Here is an 18,331-nt window from a genome sequence, read left to right on the forward strand (position 1 = left end):
GGCCCCCGACTTCCCGGGCGGGCACCCCGGGGCCGTACCAGGTGCCCGCCGCGGACGGCCCCCGGCCGCCGTGGCGGCCGGAGTCCTTCGACCGGGTGCTGGTGGACGTCCCCTGCACCGGCCTGGGCGCCCTGCGCCGTCGCCCCGAGGCGCGCTGGCGGCGCCGCCCCGAGGACCTCGAGGGCTTCGCCCCGCTCCAGCGCGGACTGCTGCGGGAGGCGCTGGCCGCGGCGCGGATCGGCGGAGTGGTCGGCTACGCCACCTGCTCCCCGCACCCGGCCGAGACCCGGGCCGTGGTCGAGGACGTCCTCAAGGGGCGGGGCGGCGCGGCCGTCTCCGCGGAGTGGATCGACGCCCGGCCGCTGCTGCCCGGGGTGCCCGAGCTGGGCGACGGCCCCGACATCCAGCTGTGGCCGCACCGGCACGGCACGGACGCCATGTATCTGGCCCTGCTGCGCCGCACCGGCTGACCGCGTCCCCGGGGCCAGTCCTCTCAGGAACGGGAGTTCAGTCCTCCGGAACCGCCGGAAGCGCTTCCTCGGGCCGGTCGGTCGGGGCGTAGAGCGTATTGGCGTGGGCGGTGGGGTTGAGGTCTTTGTGCACCGCGCGCGCCACCGCCTCGATGGTGGCCACGCCCGCCTCCATGGTGCGGTCGTCCTGGGTGAGCACGGTGAGCGTGTAGTCGTGGCCGCCGCCGGTGAAGGCGCCGATGCTGTGCACCCGCCAGCCGTGCGAGGACCGCTCCAGCCAGCCGTTCTTCACATGGATCTTGGTACCGCCCGGTACACCGGCCGGGGTGCCCCAGCGCTGGCTGGGGATGACCTTGCCCATCAGAGTGAGGACATAGGCGCGGGAGGCGTCGGTCAGCACCGTGTTCGCGTGGGTGATCAGCTCCAGGAGCCGCTCCTGGTCGTTCGCGGTGATCCGGGTGAGGCCCCAGTAGCCGTCCTTGCCGGGCACCGTGGCGTCCATTCCGGCCGCCCGCAGGAACGCCTTGACCCCGGCGGGCTTGAGCCGCTTCCACAGTTTGCTGGTCGAGGCGTTGTCCGACTTGGTGATCATGGCCTTGGCGAGGGTCTTCTCGCGTTTGGTCAGCCCCCGGTGGTGCCGCTGCGCGTCCCACAGCAGCGTCCCCAGGACCGTCACCTTCACCACGCTCGCGGAGTCGAACCGCTGGTTCGCGCGCAGGGTGCAGCGGGTGTGGGTGGTGGGGTCGCGGAGGCTGATCGCGACGGTGCCGGACCGGCCGCGCAGCGCGCCGGCGATGTCCTTGGACATCTTTCCGGCCAGTCCGGGCTGGTGCGAGACGCAGACCGGGCGCGGTGCCGTGGCCGCCGCCGGGGCGGGCCCGGCCCCGGCGACCGGCGCCACGACGACGGCCGCCGTCAGCGCCGCGCAGACCGCGGTGCGGGGGTGCCGGGGTATTCCGTAACTCGTCATGGTGGGTTGCCTGTAGGGGTTGCTCGACCATCTTCATGATCTCGTCTCCCCCGGCGTCCGTCGATCCGAGCGGGGCCGAGGCGATCCGAGGGGGGCCGAGGCGATCCGAGCGGGACCGAGGCGTTCCGAGCGAGGCCGGTGATCAGATCCCGGCTCCATGTACCGGCGCCGATCGTGGGAGGCTTGGAGCCATGGCCCCGCAGATCAATCCCAGCATCCTGTCCGCAGACTTCTCCCGCCTGGCGGATGAGGCGAAGGCGGTCGAAGGCGCCGACTGGCTCCACGTCGATGTCATGGACAACCACTTCGTCCCCAACCTCACCCTCGGCGTGCCGGTGGTCGAATCGCTGGGCAAGGCCACGCAGACCCCGTTGGACTGCCACCTCATGATCGAGGACCCGGACCGCTGGGCGCCGCAGTACATCGAGGCGGGCGCCGGCTCCGTCACCTTCCACGTGGAGGCCGCGGCCGCGCCGGTGCGGCTGGCGCGCGAGATCCGGGCCAAGGGCGCGCGGGCCTCGATGGCGCTCAAGCCCGCCACCCCCATCGAGCCGTACGAGGATCTGCTGCCCGAGCTGGACATGCTGCTGGTGATGACCGTGGAGCCCGGCTTCGGCGGCCAGGCGTTCCTCGACATCATGCTGCCGAAGATCCGCCGCACCCGGGAGCTCATCGCCAGGCACGGCCTCCAGATGTGGTTGCAGGTGGACGGCGGGGTCTCGGCCGAGACCATCGAGCGATGCGCCGAGGCGGGCGCCGATGTGTTCGTCGCGGGCTCGGCCGTCTACGGCGCCGACGACCCTGCCAAGGCCGTACGGGAGCTGCGCCACCTGGCCGAAAAGGCGACCGGCGCCCCCGGTTCATGAGGCGACGTAGCTACCGGTCGGTGAACTCAAGGGTGAAGGCCAAACCAACTCCGCCGTTTCTGACAGGATGAACGGTGAGTCCGGACAGTGAATAGTGAGGAGACCGCGGTGTCGACGGGCCGTTCAGCCACGCGGATGGGACCCGCCGAACTGGTGCAGGCGGCCGCCATGGCGCGCCGCTTCTACCTCGAGGGCAAGTCCAAGATCCAGATCGCCGAGGAGTTCGGCGTCAGCCGCTTCAAGGTCGCGCGGGTGCTGGAGACGGCGCTCGAGCGCGATCTGGTGCGCATCGAGATCCGGGTTCCCGCCGAGCTCGACGCGGAGCGCTCCGACGCGCTGCGCGCCCGCTACGGGCTGCGCCACGCGGTCGTCGTGGAGTCCCCGGCGGACGCCGAGGCGGACACCCCGGACCCGGAGAACCTCGGCGAGGTCGCCGCGGACCTGCTGGGCGAGCTGGTGACCGAGGGGGATGTGCTGGGGCTGGCCTGGGGGCGGTCCACGATCCACATGGCGGCCGCGCTGCACCGGCTGCCCCCGTGCACCGTCGTCCAGCTCACCGGCGTGTACGACGCGGGTACGGCCGAGCGCGGCTCGGTCGAGGCGGTGCGCCGCGCCGCCGCCGTCTCCGGCGGTGAGGCGCATCCCATCTACGCGCCGATGCTGCTGCCGGACACGGCCACCGCGGACGCCCTGCGCGGTCAGACCGGTATCGCCCGCGCCTTCGAGTACTTCGACAAGGTCACCGTGGCCTGTGTCTCCATCGGCTCGTGGGAGGCCGGGATCTCCACGGTCTACGACATGCTGACGGAGGAGGAGCGGGCCCACTACGAGAGCCTGGGCGCCGCCGCCGAGATGTCGGCCCACCTCTTCGATGCCGAGGGCCGTCGCATCGGCCGCGACCTGGGCGAGCGCTGCATCACCGTGGAGGCCGACCGGCTGCGCCGGATCCCCGAGGTGGTGGCCATCGCCGGTGGCCGCCGCAAGGCCGAGGCGATCGGGGCGGTGCTGAGGTCCGGCCTGGTCACCAGCCTGGTGACGGACACCGCCGCCGCGGACTACCTGCTCGCCGAGACCACCCCGGCCGCCCACCCGGCCCTCGACCGCGCCGACCCGGACGGGCCGTAAGCCCACGGGCACGGTATCCCGCTGCCCATCCGCCCGGGATTCGGAATGGGCTCCTCGTAGGATTACATGATCACGAGTGCTTGTCCGCTGTGTCTTCGTGGGAGTGACCTGCGTCCCTCCGTGTGAAAATGTGTAAGTATGCAATTCCTTGAGCCCGGCACCGGACGCTACGTAAAGTCATCCCCGGCTCCCTACGACCTGACGTACGACGATGTGTTCATGGTGCCGAGCCGTTCCGCGGTCGGTTCCCGCCAGGGAGTGGACCTGTCGGCCCCCGACGGCACCGGCACCACCATCCCGCTCGTCGTCGCCAACATGACCGCGATCGCCGGTCGCCGCATGGCCGAGACGGTCGCCCGGCGCGGTGGCCTCGTCGTGATCCCGCAGGACATCCCGATCGACGTCGTCACCGACGTGGTCCGCTGGGTCAAGAGCCGCCATCTGGTGCTGGACACCCCGATCGTCCTCGCCCCGACCGGCACCGTCGCCGATGCGCTGTCGCTGCTGCCCAAGCGGGCACACGGCGCGGGTGTGGTGGTCGAGGACGGGCGTCCGGTGGGTGTGGTGACCGAGTCCGATCTGACCGGGGTGGACCGCTTCACCCAGCTGTCCGAGGTGATGTCGCGGGAGCTGATGGTGCTCGACGCCGACATCGACCCCCAGGAGGCGTTCAGCCGCCTGGACGCCGCCCATCGCAAGCTGGCGCCCGCCGTGGACGCCGACGGGAAGCTGGCGGGCATCCTGAGCCGCAAGGGAGCGCTGCGCGCGACGCTCTACACACCCGCGGTGGACGCGGCGGGTCGGCTGCGGATCGCGGCCGCCGTCGGGGTCAACGGCGATGTGGAGGGCCGTACGAAGGCGCTCCTCGACGCCGGGGTGGACACCCTCGTCGTGGACACCGCCCACGGCCACCAGGAGTCGATGATCAGCGCGCTCAAGGCGGTCCGGGGGCTGGGCCCGCGGGTGCCGGTGGTGGCGGGCAACGTGGTCGCCGCCGAGGGGGTGCGCGATCTCATCGAGGCCGGTGCCGACATCGTCAAGGTCGGCGTGGGGCCGGGTGCCATGTGCACCACCCGCATGATGACCGGCGTCGGCCGGCCGCAGTTCTCCGCGGTGATGGAATGCGCCGCCGAGGCGCGGAAGTTCGGCAAGCACATCTGGGCGGACGGCGGAATCCGGCACCCCCGCGACGTCGCCATGGCGCTGGCCGCCGGGGCGTCCAACGTCATGATCGGCTCCTGGTTCGCGGGCACGTACGAGTCGCCCGGCGACCTCCAGCACACCGCCGACGGCCGCCCGTACAAGGAGAGCTTCGGCATGGCGTCGGCCCGCGCGGTGCGCAATCGCACCAGCGAGGAGTCGGCGTACGAGCGGGCCCGCAAGGGGCTGTTCGAGGAGGGCATCTCCACCTCGCGGATGTTCCTGGATCCGGCCCGGCCGGGCGTCGAGGACCTGATCGACTCGATCGTCGCGGGCGTCCGCAGCTCCTGCACCTACGCGGGCGCCGGGTCGCTGGAGGAGTTCCACGAGCGGGCCGTCGTCGGCGTCCAGAGCGCCGCGGGCTACGCCGAGGGCAAGCCCCTCCACGCCTCCTGGGACTGAGACGGCGGCTCCTGGGACCGCGACAGCGACTCCTGGGACCGGGGCAGTGACTCCTGGGACCGCGACAGCGCCACAGCCCCACTCGGCTCGGGTGAGTGGGGCTGTGGCGCTGTGTCGCGACGGTGGCTCATCTCGCCATTCCACGCTGCTCACCCCGGGTCCGGGGCAGCGCGTGGCGTGGCGGGCTGGTGAGCGTGATCTGCCGCACCAGCTGGTGGAACGAGACCAGCGCGGCGACCGGGGGGAGACCGGCCACGGCAATGCTGGGCGCGTTCCTCGGGGCGTGTGCCACGCACAGGAACACCGCGATGGTGGAGAAGAGCACCACCACCGCCCATGAGTGCGCCGCGCCCCGCCGGTGCAGGGCGGCCCGCAGCACCGACAGCGAGGCGACCAGCCAGGGGCCGTAGACCAGCAGGGGCCACCACGCCGCCATGGACTCCGTGGTGCTCGGGGAGGCCAGATAGCGCAGCGGGCGGTAGGAGATCATTCCGCCGAGCACGCTCAGCATGGCGACGATGACCGTGGTGACCGCCGCGAAGATCAGGCTGATCACATGCAGCCACGGCATCGTCGGCAGCCGGAAGCGGACCCGGCGGCGCTTGCCGCGCCCCCGCACATGCGCGGGGGAGGGGGCGCGCAGCGGGGTGACCGGTGGTCCGATGGGACCGGTGGTGTGCATCGCCTCCTCGGCGGAGGACGTCTGGAGCAGCCGGGCCAGGTCCCCCTCCAGGTCGTCCCAGCGGCCCTCGATGGTCTCCGGGTCGGGCAGGGGGAAAGGATTCATCTCATAATCGGCCGCCACCTCGAACCGCTCCCCGGGAGGGGGCGCGGGGGCGGGCCGGTGGCCGGTGGGAGGGGGCCCGTAGCCGCCCGGCCTCGGCTCGGTGTACGTCATGCCTTGACGCCCGGTTCTGTGGTATCGGAGCGCTGGAGGAAGTCCGCCTCGATCCGGCCCAGCGTCCGGATGAAGTCCTCCCACACTCTCGCGCAGTATTCGAGCGGGTAGCGCTCGCTGTCACCCCCCTGGTCACGAGGCCGGAACACCGGTTCGGCACCGAGGCGGGAGTGATCGGGTGGTTGCAGACTGTCAGTGGTCACGTCCCCACCAACGACCGCTAAAATGGTGCAGTATCGCGGCATTCGGGTGAAACGCGCGCTGACGAGCTCAGTGTTTCGCAACGATTCACCGTCGGGCGCCCCCGCGCGCAACGTTGCGACACGTATGCGCAACCATGGTCCATTACGGCCGTCGGCGGACGGCTCATAGGGTCTTGCGCTGACGTGGAGTGGCGGAGACCGGCTGCTCGGCGATTCCCACCTGCGGGTTTCCCTTCCGGGTACCCGTATGTCCGCAGTCGGTCGCCACCACCTGATGGCAGCGATAAAGGAGCCACCCAAGTGTTGGAGCACGGCGCAGCACCGCCCGCCACCCAGCAACCGGAACCAGACCCTCCGGTCGGCGGGCTGGGCGCCCGGCTGATGCGGCGCAAGCCCGTGGAGCGGCTGGTCGCCGAGGGCGGCCAGGGCGAGGGCGGAAGCCTCCGGCGGTCGATGGGCGTATGGCAGCTCACCATGATCAGCATCGGCGCCACCCTGGGCACCGGCATCTTCGTGGTGCTCGGCGAGGCGGTGCCGGACGCGGGCCCCGCGGTCGTCGTGTCGTTCGTCATAGCCGGGCTCACCGCGCTGTTCTCCGCGCTGTCGTACGCCGAGCTGGCGGGCACCATCCCGGTCTCCGGCTCCTCCTACTCGTACGCCTACGCCACGATGGGCGAGCTGATCGCCTGGATCTGCGGCTGGTGTCTGATCCTGGAGTACGGCGTCTCGGTGGCGGCCGTGGCCGTCGGCTGGGGCGAGTACCTCAACGAACTGCTCGACGGCACGCTCGGGGTCACCATCCCCGACGCGCTGGCCGCCCCGCCCGGGGACGGCGGGATCTTCAATCTGCCCGCACTGCTCGTGGTGCTGCTGGCCATGGCGTTCCTGCTGGGCGGGGCCAAGGAGAGCGCCCGCGCCAACGCCATCATGGTCGGGGTGAAGATCGCGGCGCTGATCCTCTTCTGCGCCGTCGCCTTCACCGGCATCCGGGCCGGCAACTACACCCCGTTCATGCCGCTGGGCATGGCGGGCGTCAGCGCTGCCGGCGCCACCCTCTTCTTCTCCTACATCGGCTTCGACGCCGCCTCCACCGCCGGTGAGGAGGCCAAGAACCCCCAGCGCGACCTGCCCCGCGCGATCATGCTCTCGCTGATCATCGTCACCGCGCTGTACTGCCTGGTGGCCGCCGTGGCGGTGGGCGCGCTGCCGTGGAAGAAGTTCTCCGGCTCCGAGGCCGCGCTCGCCTCGATCATGAAGGATGTCACCGGACAGAACTTCTGGGCCGTGCTGCTGGCGGCCGGTGCGGTGATCGCGATCGCGTCCGTGGTGCTGACCGTGCTCTACGGGCAGACCCGCATCCTCTTCGCGATGTCCAGGGACGGGCTGGTGCCCAAGGTCTTCTCCACGGTCCACGCCCGGACCGGGGTGCCCCGCGCCAACACCGTCATCGTCTCGCTCTTCTGCGGCGTCCTCGCCGCCGCGATCCCGCTCGGCCAGCTCGCCGACGCCACCAGCATCGGCACGCTCTTCGCCTTCGCGCTGGTCAACATCGCCGTGATCGTGCTGCGCCGGACCCGGCCCGATATGCCCCGGACCTTCCGGGTGCCGCTGTCCCCGCTCTTCCCGGTGGTCGGCTTCGTGCTGTGTCTGTGGATGATGGGCAGCCTTCAGTTCGTGACCTGGGTGGTCTTCGGCGTGTGGATGGCCGTCGGCCTTGTGCTGTACTTCGGATACGGCATGCGCCGATCCCGACTGGCCACAGCAGAGAAGTGATTGCCCCCCAGTGCGACTGAACGATCTCGACGAACGCATCGTCCACGCCCTCGCCGAGGACGCCCGCCGCTCCTACGCCGACATCGGCGAAATCGTCGGGCTGTCCGCGCCCGCCGTCAAACGGCGGGTGGACCGGCTGCGGGCGGAGGGGGCCATCACCGGCTTCACGGTGCGGGTCGACCCGGTGGCGCTGGGCTGGGAGACCGAGGGCTTCATCGAGCTCTTCTGCCGCCACAACACCTCGCCGGACGACATCCGCCGGGGTCTGTCGCGCTACCCCGAGGTGGTGTCCGCGTCCACCGTCACCGGTGACGCGGACGCCGTCGTCCAGGTCTTCGCCGCGGATATGCGCCACTTTGAGCGGGTGCTGGAGCGGATCGCTGGGGAGCCGTTCGTTGAGCGCACGAAGTCTGTGCTGGTGCTGTCGCCTTTGCTGCGGAGGTTCAGCTCGGGTGCGCCTACGTAGGCGCTTCGCTGGGTGCGCGGTTCTGGGCGTCTGCCCTGGCCTGTTGTCGGTCGGCTGCGGCGTTCGTCGTGGCTGGGCGCGCCCACGCGGCGGAGCCGCATATCGACACAGCCCCGCGCCCCTTTGGGGCGCCCCCACGCGGCGGAGGCGCATACAGCCCCGCGCCCCTTCGGGGCCGTGCAACAAATCGTCGCGTACCGGTTCCCATACGTCATGAATCGACGCCGGACGCAATGAAGTCGTCTTGTTGGGCGATCCGGAGGCAACGTACTGTTTTTATGCCCGTACTCCTCCTCCCAAGGTCTGCCATGCCGCCGCTGCGCACCGCTCTGCTCCAGAACTCCGGTCACCCCGGCGACCCCGCCGGTAACCTCAAGGTCCTCGACGAGGCCGCCGCCCGCGCGGCCGCCGACGGCGCCGGACTGCTGGTCACCGCGGAGATGTTCCTCACGGGCTACGCCATCGGCGGTGGCGGCGTGCGGGAGCTGGCCGAGCCGGCCGACGGGCCGAGCGGCCGGGCCGTGGCCGACATCGCCGCGGCGCACGGGTTGGCCATCCTCTACGGCTACCCCGAGCGCCACGCGGGCGCGGTCCACAACTCCGCACGGCTGGTGGGCGCGGACGGCACCGAGCTGGCCAACTACCGCAAGACCCACCTCTACGGCTGCTTCGAGCGGGAGTCGTTCGCCCCGGGGGAGACCCCCGTCGTCCAGGCCACCATCGGCGAGCTGACCGTCGGCATCCTGGTCTGCTACGACGTGGAGTTCCCCGAGAACGTACGGGCCCACGCCCTGGCCGGGACCGATCTGCTGGTGGTGCCCACCGCGCAGATGCACCCCTTCGAGTTCGTCGCCGAATCCCTGATTCCGGTGCGGGCCTTCGAGAGCCAGATGTACATCGCGTACGTCAACCGCAGCGGCCGCGAGGGCGAGTTCGACTTCGTCGGGCTGAGCTGTCTGGCCGGGCCCGACGGCGCCACCTGTCTGCGCGCCGGCCGCGGTGAGGAGCTCCTCCTCGGCGACGTCGACCCCAAACTGCTGACGACCTCGCGCCGGATCAACCCGTATCTGCGCGACCGCCGCCCCGGTCTCTACACCTCCCTCAGCTGATCCGTCCGGCCCCTGCCGCACCCGAACCACCCTTTTGAGCACCAAGCAGCAAGGAGTCCGTACCCCATGACGTCCACGGTGCCCACCGCCGTCCATGACGAGCAGGAGACGCAGGCCCTCGAGGCCCTGCCGCCCATCACCATGTTCGGCCCGGACTTCCCCTACGCCTACGACGACTACCTCGCCCACCCCGCGGGCCTGGGCCAGATACCGGCGACCGAGCACGGCGCCGAGGTCGCGGTCGTCGGTGGCGGTCTCTCCGGCATCGTCGCCGCGTACGAGCTGATGAAGATGGGCCTGCGGCCCGTGGTCTACGAGGCCGACCGGATCGGCGGACGGCTGCGCACCGTCGGCTTCGACGGCTGTGACGACGCGCTGACCGCCGAGATGGGCGCGATGCGCTTCCCGCCGTCCTCCACCGCCCTCCAGCACTACATCGACCTGGTGGACCTGAAGACCCAGCCGTTCCCCAACCCGCTGGCCCCCGAGACCCCCTCGACCGTCGTCGACCTCAAGGGCGAGTCCCACTACGCCCGCACCATCGACGATCTGCCGCCGGTCTACCGCGAGGTGGCCGACGCCTGGAACGCCTGCCTGGAGGAGGGCGCGGACTTCTCCGACATGAACCGCGCCATCCGTGAGCGGGATGTGCCCCGGATCCGGGAGATCTGGGCGCGGCTGGTCGAGAAGCTGGACAACCAGACCTTCTACGGCTTCCTCTGCGACTCCTCTGCCTTCACCTCCTTCCGCCACCGGGAGATCTTCGGCCAGGTCGGCTTCGGCACCGGCGGCTGGGACACCGACTTCCCCAACTCCATCCTGGAGATCCTGCGGGTCGTCTACACCGAGGCCGACGACCACCACCGCGGCATCGTCGGCGGCAGCCAGCAGCTTCCGCTGCGGCTGTGGGAGCGCGAGCCCGAGAAGATCGTCCACTGGCCCCAGGGCACCTCGCTGGCCTCGCTGCACGAGGGCGCGCCCCGCCCGGCCGTGACCCGGCTGCACCGGGCCGCGGGCGACCGCGTCGTGGTGACGGACGCGAGCGGTGACATCCGCTCGTACCGCGCGGTGGTCTTCACCGCGCAGTCCTGGATGCTGCTCTCCAAGATCGACTGCGATGACTCGCTCTTCCCGATCGACCACTGGACGGCGATCGAGCGCACCCACTACATGGAGTCCAGCAAGCTCTTCGTGCCGGTGGACCGGCCGTTCTGGCTGGACAAGGACGAGGTCACCGGGCGGGACACGATGAGCATGACGCTCACCGACCGGATGACCCGCGGCACCTATCTGCTGGACGACGGCCCGGACCGGCCCGCCGTCATCTGCCTCTCCTACACCTGGTGCGACGACAGCCTGAAGTGGCTGCCGCTGTCGGCGAACGAGCGGATGGAGGTCATGCTCAAGTCGCTTTCGGAGATCTATCCGAATGTCGACATCCGCAAGCACGTCATCGGCAGCCCGGTCACCGTGTCCTGGGAGAACGAGCCGTACTTCATGGGCGCGTTCAAGGCCAATCTGCCCGGCCACTACCGCTACCAGCGCCGGCTGTTCACCCACTTCATGCAGGACCGGCTGCCCGCCGACAAGCGTGGCGTCTTCCTCGCGGGCGACGACATCTCCTGGACGGCGGGCTGGGCCGAGGGCGCCATCCAGACCGCGCTCAACGCGGTGTGGGGCGTCATGCACCAGTTCGGCGGCTCCACCGACCCGAAGAACCCCGGGCCGGGCGATCTGTACGACGAGATCGCGCCCGTAGAGCTCCCCGAGGACTGAGCCGGACCGGGGGCGGCGCCAAGCACGCGGTCCGGGGTCCGCCTCAGCACGCGGACGGCAGAGGGGTGAGCAGAAAGCGCCCGACCAGGCCCACGGTGGCGTCGACGCGCTCCGCGAACTCCTCCGCCAGCTCCGGCACCGCGCGCAGCCCCCACAGCGCGCGGAACGCCGCCCATGCGGCGTCCCGCGCCTTCTCCAGGCTCCAGGAGCCCACGAGATGGGTGAGCGGATCGGCCACGTCCAGCAGATCGGGGCCGGGCATCAGCTCCTCCCGGATCCGCTCCTCCATCCCCGCGAGCAGCTCTCCGATCCGGTCGAAGTCGCCCTCCAGGGCGTCCGGTTCGAGGTCCCGGGCCCGGCAGGTGTCCAGCAGCGCCAGCGCCAGGTCATGGCCGATATGGGCGTTGATCCCGGCGAGCGCGAACTGCACCGGGCGGACCCCGGGATGGCACCGCAGCTGGAACAGCGGTCGCCAGCAGGCGGGCGGCCGCCCGCCCGTGGTCACCGCGTCGACCGCCGTCAGATAGCGCTCGGCGAACCGCACATCCAGCTCCTCGGTGGCGGCCGGGTCGTGGAAGTACCCGTCCGCGAGCCGCCGGCCGACCTCCTCGGTGACCGACAGGTACACCCCGTTGAAGACCGCCACCCCGTCCCCGGGCGGCAGCGCCGCGCCGAGCGCGCTCATGCGCGCCACGACGCTTCGCACGGTGCGCGGTGCGGGCCGCGCGGGCGTGGGCATCGTCATGGACGCCAGCGTGGCAGGCCGGACGGGCGCGGTCCCGCCGTACGCCGCCGCTTCCCCTGGACGGCCTAAGCGCTCCGCGGGAAGTTCCCCGGGATGCCGTCGTGCGTCTGCGGCCGCATCGTGGCTGGCCGCCACGCGGCGGAGCCGCATATCGACACAGCCGCGGCGGAGCCGCACATCGCCGACCTGCTCAGGGCCTGTCGTCAACTGGGGCGCCCGGCCGCGAGCAGGGCGTCCCCTCTGACGACAGGCCCTGACGCCCCGTCAACGCCGTATCACAGCACACCCGCGTCGCGCGCCGTCCACATCGACGGGTACAGCGGCCGCCAGCCCAGTTCGTCGCGCAGCCGGAGGTTGGCGGCGATCCCGGACCAGGGGTCCTCGTCGGTCCGCTCGGTCATGCCCTCGGGCAGCGGCACCCCGTTGATCTGGAAGAGCTCGACCGTGGTCATCGGGGCGTCGTCCACGATGTTGTACTTGCGGCCCGACACCGAGCCGCCGGCCGCGCCGCCCGGCGCGCGCAGCAGCCGCAGCAGCGCCTGCGTGGCGTCCGCGTGGTGGACCATGGCGAGCCGCTGGCTCCCGGCCCATGCCGCCGCGTGCGGCAGGACGTTCGCCAGATGCGGATCACCGTCCCCGTAGACGAAGGCGAGGCTGCCGATCCGCAGATCGAGGCCGTGCTCGCGGTGCAGCGCCAGCAGCTCCCGCTCCGCCTCGGCCTTGGAGGCGGGGTACGCGCCCCACAGCAGCCCGCCGGGCCTGCTCTCGTCGTCCTCCGTGAACGGCCGCCCGCGCGAGGCGCCGTACACCAGATTGGTGCTGACCTGGAGGAACCGGCTCGTCCCGGCCTCGACCGCGGCCCGCCCGAGCGCCACCGCCGCGTCCCGGTTGACCGCCCACGCCTCCTCGTCCGGCACCCCGCGGAAGGCCGCCGCGATGTTGACCACCGCGTGCACCCCCTCCATGGCCCTCCGCAGATCCTTCTCCTCGCGCAGATCGCCGACCAGGGGCCGGGCGCCCTGGGCCGCGAAGGCGGCGCCGCGCTCCTCGTCGCGCACCAGCACCCGTACCTCGGTACCGGCCGCGCGCCGCTCCAGCAACCGCTTGGTGAACCGCCGTCCCACCTGGCCGGTCGCACCCGTCACCAGAATCAAGGGCATGAGCATCCGCCTTTCGTCTCGTCGCTCGGCCTCAGCCTGCGACGGGGCGGGGCGGGGCCGGGAGAGACCTCCTCATCCAGGGATCCGCAGACCCTGGATACGGGACGCGGACGCGGCGACGATGGGAGCGTGCATCGAACGGAACTCGCCGACTTCCTGCGCCGCTGCCGCGCCCGCCTGGGCCCCGCCGAGGTGGGGCTGACGCCCGGCCCCCGGCGCCGTACGCCCGGGCTGCGCCGGGAGGAGGTGGCCCAGCTCGCGGGCATGTCCCCGGACTACTACACCCGGCTGGAGCAGGCCCGCGGCCCGCGCCCGTCCCGCCAGATGCTGACCGCGCTGGCCCGGGCGCTGCGGCTCACCGACGACGAGCGGGACTACCTCTTCCACCTGGTGGGGGAGGAGCCGCCGCGCGACCGCAGCACCTCGGAGCATGTGCGGCCCGGGCTGCTCAGGGTGCTGGACCGGCTGTACGACACCCCGGCCCAGGTGATCACCGACTGGGGCGAGGTGCTGGCGCAGAACGCGATGGCGGCGGCGCTGGTCGGCGACATCATGGGGCGGCCGCCCGGCGACCGCAACATCGTCCGGTCCTTCTTCACCCGGCGCGCCGCCTCCGACGCCCCCGGGATCTTCCCGAGCGAGGAGATCGAGGCGCACGCCCGGCTGCATGTGGCCACCCTCCGGGCCGTCTTCGCCGCCCGCCCCGACGACCCCGGCCCGGCGGGGCTGGTGGCCGAACTGCTGTCGGAGAGCGCGGAGTTCGCGGCGCTGTGGAAGGCCCATGAGGTGGCCGTACGGCACTCCACGGTCAAGCGGTTCACCCACCCGGTGGTGGGGACGATGGAGCTGGACTGCGAGGTCCTGCTGAGCTCGGAACACGCCCAGCGGCTGATCGTCCACACCGCCCGCCCCGGCAGTGAGTCCGCCGAGCGGCTGGAGCTGCTGCGGGTGGTGGGCTTGCAGGACCTCGCCCCGCGGGGATGAGGCCCGGGGAGTTTTCCGCCCTTCCAGCCCCTCCAGGGGGCACCTCCCAGCGGTAGCTGGGGGAGCTTGAGGAGCGGGGTCTGGGACGGAGCCGCACCTTCCAGCCCCTCCAGGGGGCACCTCCCAGCGGTAGCTGGGGGAGTTTGAGGAGCGGGGTCTGGGGCGGAGCCGCACCGTCCAGCCCCTCCGGCGTTTGAGGAGCGGGGTCTGGGGTGGAGCCGCACTGTCCAGCCCCTCCAGGGGGCACCTCCCAGCGGTAGCTGGGGGAGCTTGAGGAGCGGGGTCTGGGGCGGAGCCCCAGTTGTGGGAAGGGGCGGGGAGGGGAGCAGCCCGCCGCAGGCGTACGCATACCGTCGGACACCCCCCGGGGGGCCTACGCCGACCGTTCGTCGTCGTATTCGCTGGTGCCCGCGTCCAGCAGGGGCTCCTGCCGCTTCAGATGTGCCGGGGCCAGCGCGCGCAGCACGTGGTAGCCGAGCAGCACCACGATCGTGCCGAGCGCGATCCCGCCCAGCTCGAAGTTGTCGCCGATCTTCAGGCTGACGCCGCCGACGCCGATGATGACGCCCGCCGCGACCGGCACCAGATTGACCGGATTGCGCAGGTCCACCTTGTTGTGCACCCAGATCTGCGCACCGAGCAGCCCGATCATGCCGTAGAGGATGACGGTGATCCCGCCCAGCACCCCGCCCGGCACCGCCGCCACCACCGCGCCGAACTTCGGGCACAGCCCGAAGAGCAGCGCGAAGCCCGCGGCGGCCCAGTACGCGGCGGTGGAGTACACCCGGGTGGCCGCCATGACCCCGATGTTCTCGGAGTACGTCGTATTGGCCGGGCCACCGACCGAGGTGGAGATCATGGTCGCCGCGCCGTCCGCGGCGATCGCCGTGCCCAGCTGGTCGTCGAGCGGATCGCCGATCATCTCGCCGACCGCCTTCACATGCCCGGCGTTCTCGGCGATCAGCGCGATCACCACCGGCAGCGCCACCAGCACCGCCGACCAGTGGAAGGTGGGCCCGTGCAGGGACGGCAGACCGATCCAGTCCGCCTTGGCCACACCGGAGAGATCCAGCCGCCAGTGGTCGGTGACCCGTCCGCTGCCGTCAATGGAGTGGATCTTGCCGAAGAGGCGGTCGAAGACCCAGGAGACCGCGTAGCCGAAGACCAGCCCCAGGAAGATCGCGACACGGGACCAGAAGCCCCGCAGACAGACCACCGCCGCCCCGGTGAGCAGCATGGTCAGCAGCGCGGTCCACTGATCGGCGGGCCAGTACGTACCGGCGGTCACCGGGGCGAGGTTGAACCCGATCAGCATGACCACCGCACCGGTCACCACCGGCGGCATCGCCGCGTGGATGATCCGGGCGCCGAACGTCCGTACCGCCAGACCGCTCAGCAGCAGCACACCGCCGACCACCAGGATCGCCCCGGTGACGGCGGCGCTGCCGCCGCCCTGCGCCCTGATCGCGGCGGCCACGCCGACGAAGGACAGGCTGCACCCCAGATAGCTGGGGATCCGGCCGCGGGTCGCGAGCAGGAAGAGGACGGTCGCGACCCCGGACATCATGATCGCGAGGTTGGGGTCGAGCCCCATCAGCACCGGGGCGACGAAGCTGGCCCCGAACATGGCCACGACGTGCTGCGCGCCGAGCCCCACCGTCCTCGGCCACGACAGCCGCTCATCCGGCTTGACGACGGCGCCGGGGGCGGGGGTGCGCCCATCGCCGTGCAGGGTCCAGCCCACGCCGAGGCCCATGACTGCTCCACTTCATCGCTACGGGGGAATCGCAGCAATGTTAGTTGGCCGAAAATATGCCTCCTGCGGCTATGTGGGATCGGCTCCGGTGAAGTCATCGGCCAGTGACCGCGCCTCGGTGTAGCCGGGCAGGTCGGCAGCTTGATCGGCACGGGCGGGGACGCCCGGGTGGGCGATCGACCAGGCCAGCTCGACGGCGTGGTCCAGGGCGGCCCGGAAGAGCAGCGAACCGCAGCTGATCCGCCGCACCCCGAGCTCCGCCAGCCGCTCATAGGTGTGGCGGCCGGGCGTGAAGAGGATGTTCAACGGGGTCTCGTCGAGGTCACCGGCCAGTGCGCCGATGGTCTGCTCATCGACGAGCGCGGGCACGAAGATCCCGTCCGCGCCCGCCCGCACATACGCCTCGACGCGCTCGGCGGTCGTGGCCAGCGAGGGCGGGGTGCCGCCACCGATCGCGGCGAGCCAGTGGGTGTCGGTCCGGGCGTTCACGAACAGCCCCGGCACCCGCTCCTTGACGGCCTCGATCACCGCGCACTGCCGGGCCAGCGGCGCGAGGGTGCCGTCGGGGCGTCCGTCCTCGATGTTCACGCCGACCACCCCGGCCCGGTCCAGCTCGGCCGCGACCGCCGCGACCTCCTCGGGCCGCTCGCCGAACCCGCCCTCGATGTCGACGGTGACCAGCGCGGGGAGACGGGCGATGCCCCGGGCGAGGGCGAGGGTCCCGTCGCGGGCGGCGCCGGTCGCGTCCGGCAGCCCGGCAGCCGCGGCCACGCCGAGGCTGGTGGTGCCGATCGCGGGGAAGCCGCGCCGGACGAGGGCGGCGGCTGAGGCGTGGTCCCACGCGTTGGGCAGCAGCAGGGGCCGGTCGCCGTGGTGGAGTCGGCGGAAGGCGGTGTGGCGGTCGGGGACCGGGCCGTCGCTCGTATCGGTCATATGACCGACCGTACGGCCGGATCCCTTCGGCGCTCGCCGAACAATGGCGGCGCCGGAGACGGCGCACCGCCCCGGGCTCGCCTCCCGGTCAGGAGAGCGTGGCCCGGGACGCCCCGGGCTCGCCCCCGTCAGGAGAGTGTGGCCCGGATGCCCCGGGCTCGCCTCACCGTCAGGAGAGCGTGGCCCGGGACGTCGACGGGTCGGGGTGCGGGGCGGAACCCGTGGCGTCCGTCCCGGCCGGGGTCCGCAGCACCCCGGCCCCCGCCACCAGCCCCAGCGCCAACGTGGTGACCAGGCAGAACGAGATCGTCAGCGAGGTCAGATCCGCGATCGAGCCCATCGCCGCCGGAGCGATCAGCCCCGAGGTGTAGGTGATCGTGGCGACGCCCGCGATGGCCTGGCTCGGGGCCGGGCCGCTGCGCCCGGCGGCGGCGAAGGCCAGCGGCACCACGACCGCGATGCCCAGGCCGATCAGGCCGAAACCGGCGATGGCGAGGGCGGGCCCGGAGGCGGTGACCACGAGGAGGCCCCCGGCGGTGGCGAGGACGCCGCCCGTCCGCACGGTCCGCACCGGCCCGAAGCGGCCCACCACCGCGTCCCCGACGAGCCGGGCACCGGCCATCGTGCAGGAGAAGGCGGTGGTGCAGGCGGCGGCGACGCCGGGGGAGGTGTCCAGGACGTCGCGCAGATAGACCGCCGACCAGTCCAGGCTGGCCCCCTCCGCGAAGACCGCGCAGAAACCCACCGCGCCGATGATCAGCGCGGAGCGGGGCGGCAGGGAGAAGCGGGGCGGCGGATGCTCCTCGGGGGTGCTGCGCAGGTCCAGGACCCAGTGGCAGGCCAGCGCGCCGAGCACCGTGAGGACCCCGGCGGCGATGGCGAGGTGGAGCCGGGCGTCGGCCTCGGCGTGTGCGGCGACCGTGCCCGCCGCCGAGCCGGTGAGCGCGCCGACGCTCCACATGCCGTGCAGCCCGGACATGATCGAGCGGCCGAGGCGGTTCTCGATCTCCACGCCGAGGGCGTTCATCGCGACGTCGGCCATTCCGGCGGTCGCGCCGAAGATGAGCAGCGCACCGCACAGCCAGACCAGCCCGGGCGCGAGCGGGGGCATCACCAGCCAGACGGTCCACAGGGCGAGCAGTCCGCGCAGCGCCGTGCGGGCGCCGAAGCGATGGCTGATCCGCCCGGCCAGCGGCATCGCGATCGAGGCCCCGATGGCGGGGAAGGCGAGCGCGAGGCCGAGCTGACCGGCGCTCAGGTCCAGCCGCTCCTGGATCCAGGGGATACGGGTGGCGAAGTTGCCGGTCACCGCGCCGTGCACGGCGAAGACCGTCGCCACGGCGATCCGTGCCCGCCGTACCGGGCGCATCTCGGACGCCCCGGACTCCTTGAGCCTGCCCATACTTGTCGCACCCTCCCCGTAGTGCCGACCCGTGTCCGTGCGGAAACTATCAGGAAGGTTCCCTGATAGATAGAGCTTTTCGTGTGGCCTTCT

Annotated in this window: 16 protein-coding genes and 1 pseudogene; 9 read left to right on the forward strand and 8 right to left on the reverse strand. The window is 71.9% G+C overall.

Annotated features, from left to right (window positions below):
• A pseudogene (locus ABD329_RS43560) lies at positions 1 to 470 on the forward strand (rRNA cytosine-C5-methyltransferase); the annotation flags it as partial.
• 37 nt (positions 471 to 507) lie between these two features.
• Here ABD329_RS43560 and ABD329_RS43565 read toward each other — a convergent pair.
• Entirely contained in the window at positions 508 to 1,440 is a 933-nt protein-coding gene (locus ABD329_RS43565) for a serine hydrolase (protein WP_198279608.1), read from the reverse strand.
• 191 nt (positions 1,441 to 1,631) lie between these two features.
• On the opposite strand from ABD329_RS43565, the gene rpe reads away from it, so the two are divergent.
• The 3 genes from rpe (at position 1,632) to ABD329_RS43580 (ending at position 5,033) form a co-directional block, all read left to right on the forward strand.
• Positions 1,632 to 2,306, forward strand: a complete 675-nt coding sequence (rpe, locus tag ABD329_RS43570; RefSeq protein ID WP_198279609.1) for a ribulose-phosphate 3-epimerase — start codon at positions 1,632 to 1,634, stop codon at positions 2,304 to 2,306.
• 135 nt (positions 2,307 to 2,441) lie between these two features.
• Positions 2,442 to 3,431 (forward strand): sugar-binding transcriptional regulator, encoded by a 990-nt coding sequence (locus tag ABD329_RS43575; protein ID WP_191066348.1) that lies wholly within the window; start codon positions 2,442 to 2,444, stop codon positions 3,429 to 3,431.
• Positions 3,432 to 3,569: 138 nt separating this feature from the next.
• A complete protein-coding gene (locus ABD329_RS43580) occupies positions 3,570 to 5,033 on the forward strand; it encodes a GuaB1 family IMP dehydrogenase-related protein (protein WP_198279610.1) in 1,464 nt (487 codons plus the stop codon).
• A 127-nt stretch (positions 5,034 to 5,160) separates the two neighbouring features.
• Here the strand turns inward: ABD329_RS43580 and ABD329_RS43585 are convergent, their stop codons facing one another.
• Entirely contained in the window at positions 5,161 to 5,931 is a 771-nt protein-coding gene (locus tag ABD329_RS43585; protein WP_344317899.1) for a DUF2637 domain-containing protein, read from the reverse strand.
• Entirely contained in the window at positions 5,928 to 6,134 is a 207-nt protein-coding gene (locus ABD329_RS43590; protein WP_164425081.1) for a hypothetical protein, read from the reverse strand. Before ABD329_RS43590 ends, ABD329_RS43585 begins: the two co-directional genes overlap by 4 nt.
• 300 nt (positions 6,135 to 6,434) lie before the next feature.
• On the opposite strand from ABD329_RS43590, the gene ABD329_RS43595 reads away from it, so the two are divergent.
• The 4 genes from ABD329_RS43595 (at position 6,435) to ABD329_RS43610 (ending at position 11,258) form a co-directional block, all read left to right on the forward strand.
• Positions 6,435 to 7,907, forward strand: coding sequence for an amino acid permease (locus tag ABD329_RS43595; RefSeq protein WP_198280599.1), 1,473 nt, complete (start codon positions 6,435 to 6,437; stop codon positions 7,905 to 7,907).
• Between the two features lie 10 nt (positions 7,908 to 7,917).
• Positions 7,918 to 8,373, forward strand: coding sequence for an Lrp/AsnC family transcriptional regulator (locus tag ABD329_RS43600; protein ID WP_198280600.1), 456 nt, complete (start codon positions 7,918 to 7,920; stop codon positions 8,371 to 8,373).
• Between the two features lie 308 nt (positions 8,374 to 8,681).
• Complete coding sequence (locus tag ABD329_RS43605; protein WP_198280601.1) at positions 8,682 to 9,482, forward strand: carbon-nitrogen hydrolase family protein; 801 nt, start codon at positions 8,682 to 8,684, stop codon at positions 9,480 to 9,482.
• A gap of 66 nt (positions 9,483 to 9,548) precedes the next feature.
• Positions 9,549 to 11,258, forward strand: a complete 1,710-nt coding sequence (locus tag ABD329_RS43610) for a flavin monoamine oxidase family protein (protein WP_198280602.1) — start codon at positions 9,549 to 9,551, stop codon at positions 11,256 to 11,258.
• A gap of 43 nt (positions 11,259 to 11,301) precedes the next feature.
• On the opposite strand, the gene ABD329_RS43615 is transcribed toward ABD329_RS43610, so the two are convergent.
• Together ABD329_RS43615 and ABD329_RS43620 are read right to left on the reverse strand one after the other, a co-directional pair.
• Positions 11,302 to 12,003 (reverse strand): DUF5995 family protein, encoded by a 702-nt coding sequence (locus ABD329_RS43615; RefSeq protein ID WP_198280603.1) that lies wholly within the window; start codon positions 12,001 to 12,003, stop codon positions 11,302 to 11,304.
• Between the two features lie 275 nt (positions 12,004 to 12,278).
• A complete protein-coding gene (locus tag ABD329_RS43620) occupies positions 12,279 to 13,163 on the reverse strand; it encodes an NAD-dependent epimerase/dehydratase family protein (RefSeq protein ID WP_198280604.1) in 885 nt (294 codons plus the stop codon).
• Positions 13,164 to 13,292: 129 nt separating this feature from the next.
• Between ABD329_RS43620 and ABD329_RS43625 the strand changes: the two genes are divergently transcribed.
• The gene (locus ABD329_RS43625) at positions 13,293 to 14,147 is read left to right on the forward strand and encodes an MmyB family transcriptional regulator (protein ID WP_198282437.1); all 855 of its coding nucleotides are present in this window, start codon (positions 13,293 to 13,295) and stop codon (positions 14,145 to 14,147) included.
• Positions 14,148 to 14,520: 373 nt separating this feature from the next.
• Here the strand turns inward: ABD329_RS43625 and ABD329_RS43630 are convergent, their stop codons facing one another.
• From ABD329_RS43630 to ABD329_RS43640, 3 genes are all read right to left on the reverse strand, one after another.
• Positions 14,521 to 15,903, reverse strand: coding sequence for a uracil-xanthine permease family protein (locus ABD329_RS43630; protein ID WP_198281366.1), 1,383 nt, complete (start codon positions 15,901 to 15,903; stop codon positions 14,521 to 14,523).
• 69 nt (positions 15,904 to 15,972) lie between these two features.
• Positions 15,973 to 16,836, reverse strand: coding sequence for an isocitrate lyase/PEP mutase family protein (locus tag ABD329_RS43635; protein ID WP_198281367.1), 864 nt, complete (start codon positions 16,834 to 16,836; stop codon positions 15,973 to 15,975).
• Between the two features lie 169 nt (positions 16,837 to 17,005).
• Positions 17,006 to 18,238, reverse strand: a complete 1,233-nt coding sequence (locus ABD329_RS43640; RefSeq protein ID WP_198281368.1) for an MFS transporter — start codon at positions 18,236 to 18,238, stop codon at positions 17,006 to 17,008.
• Between the last annotated feature and the right edge of the window lie 93 nt (positions 18,239 to 18,331).

This window comes from Streptomyces javensis, assembly GCF_039525925.1.
GTDB lineage: Bacteria > Actinomycetota > Actinomycetes > Streptomycetales > Streptomycetaceae > Streptomyces > Streptomyces asiaticus.

What these genes read in the sequence shown, in the direction of transcription:
- ABD329_RS43565 (WP_198279608.1), bottom strand. Translation starts at nt 1,440, where the DNA reads ATGACGAGTTACGGAATACCCCGGCACCCCCGCACCGCGGTCTGCGCG.
- rpe (WP_198279609.1), top strand. Translation starts at nt 1,632, where the DNA reads ATGGCCCCGCAGATCAATCCCAGCATCCTGTCCGCAGACTTCTCCCGC.
- ABD329_RS43575 (WP_191066348.1), top strand. Translation starts at nt 2,442, where the DNA reads ATGGGACCCGCCGAACTGGTGCAGGCGGCCGCCATGGCGCGCCGCTTC.
- ABD329_RS43580 (WP_198279610.1), top strand. Translation starts at nt 3,570, where the DNA reads ATGCAATTCCTTGAGCCCGGCACCGGACGCTACGTAAAGTCATCCCCG.
- ABD329_RS43585 (WP_344317899.1), bottom strand. Translation starts at nt 5,931, where the DNA reads ATGACGTACACCGAGCCGAGGCCGGGCGGCTACGGGCCCCCTCCCACC.
- ABD329_RS43605 (WP_198280601.1), top strand. Translation starts at nt 8,682, where the DNA reads ATGCCGCCGCTGCGCACCGCTCTGCTCCAGAACTCCGGTCACCCCGGC.
- ABD329_RS43610 (WP_198280602.1), top strand. Translation starts at nt 9,549, where the DNA reads ATGACGTCCACGGTGCCCACCGCCGTCCATGACGAGCAGGAGACGCAG.
- ABD329_RS43615 (WP_198280603.1), bottom strand. Translation starts at nt 12,003, where the DNA reads ATGACGATGCCCACGCCCGCGCGGCCCGCACCGCGCACCGTGCGAAGC.
- ABD329_RS43620 (WP_198280604.1), bottom strand. Translation starts at nt 13,163, where the DNA reads ATGCCCTTGATTCTGGTGACGGGTGCGACCGGCCAGGTGGGACGGCGG.
- ABD329_RS43630 (WP_198281366.1), bottom strand. Translation starts at nt 15,903, where the DNA reads ATGGGCCTCGGCGTGGGCTGGACCCTGCACGGCGATGGGCGCACCCCC.
- ABD329_RS43635 (WP_198281367.1), bottom strand. Translation starts at nt 16,836, where the DNA reads ATGACCGATACGAGCGACGGCCCGGTCCCCGACCGCCACACCGCCTTC.
- ABD329_RS43640 (WP_198281368.1), bottom strand. Translation starts at nt 18,238, where the DNA reads ATGGGCAGGCTCAAGGAGTCCGGGGCGTCCGAGATGCGCCCGGTACGG.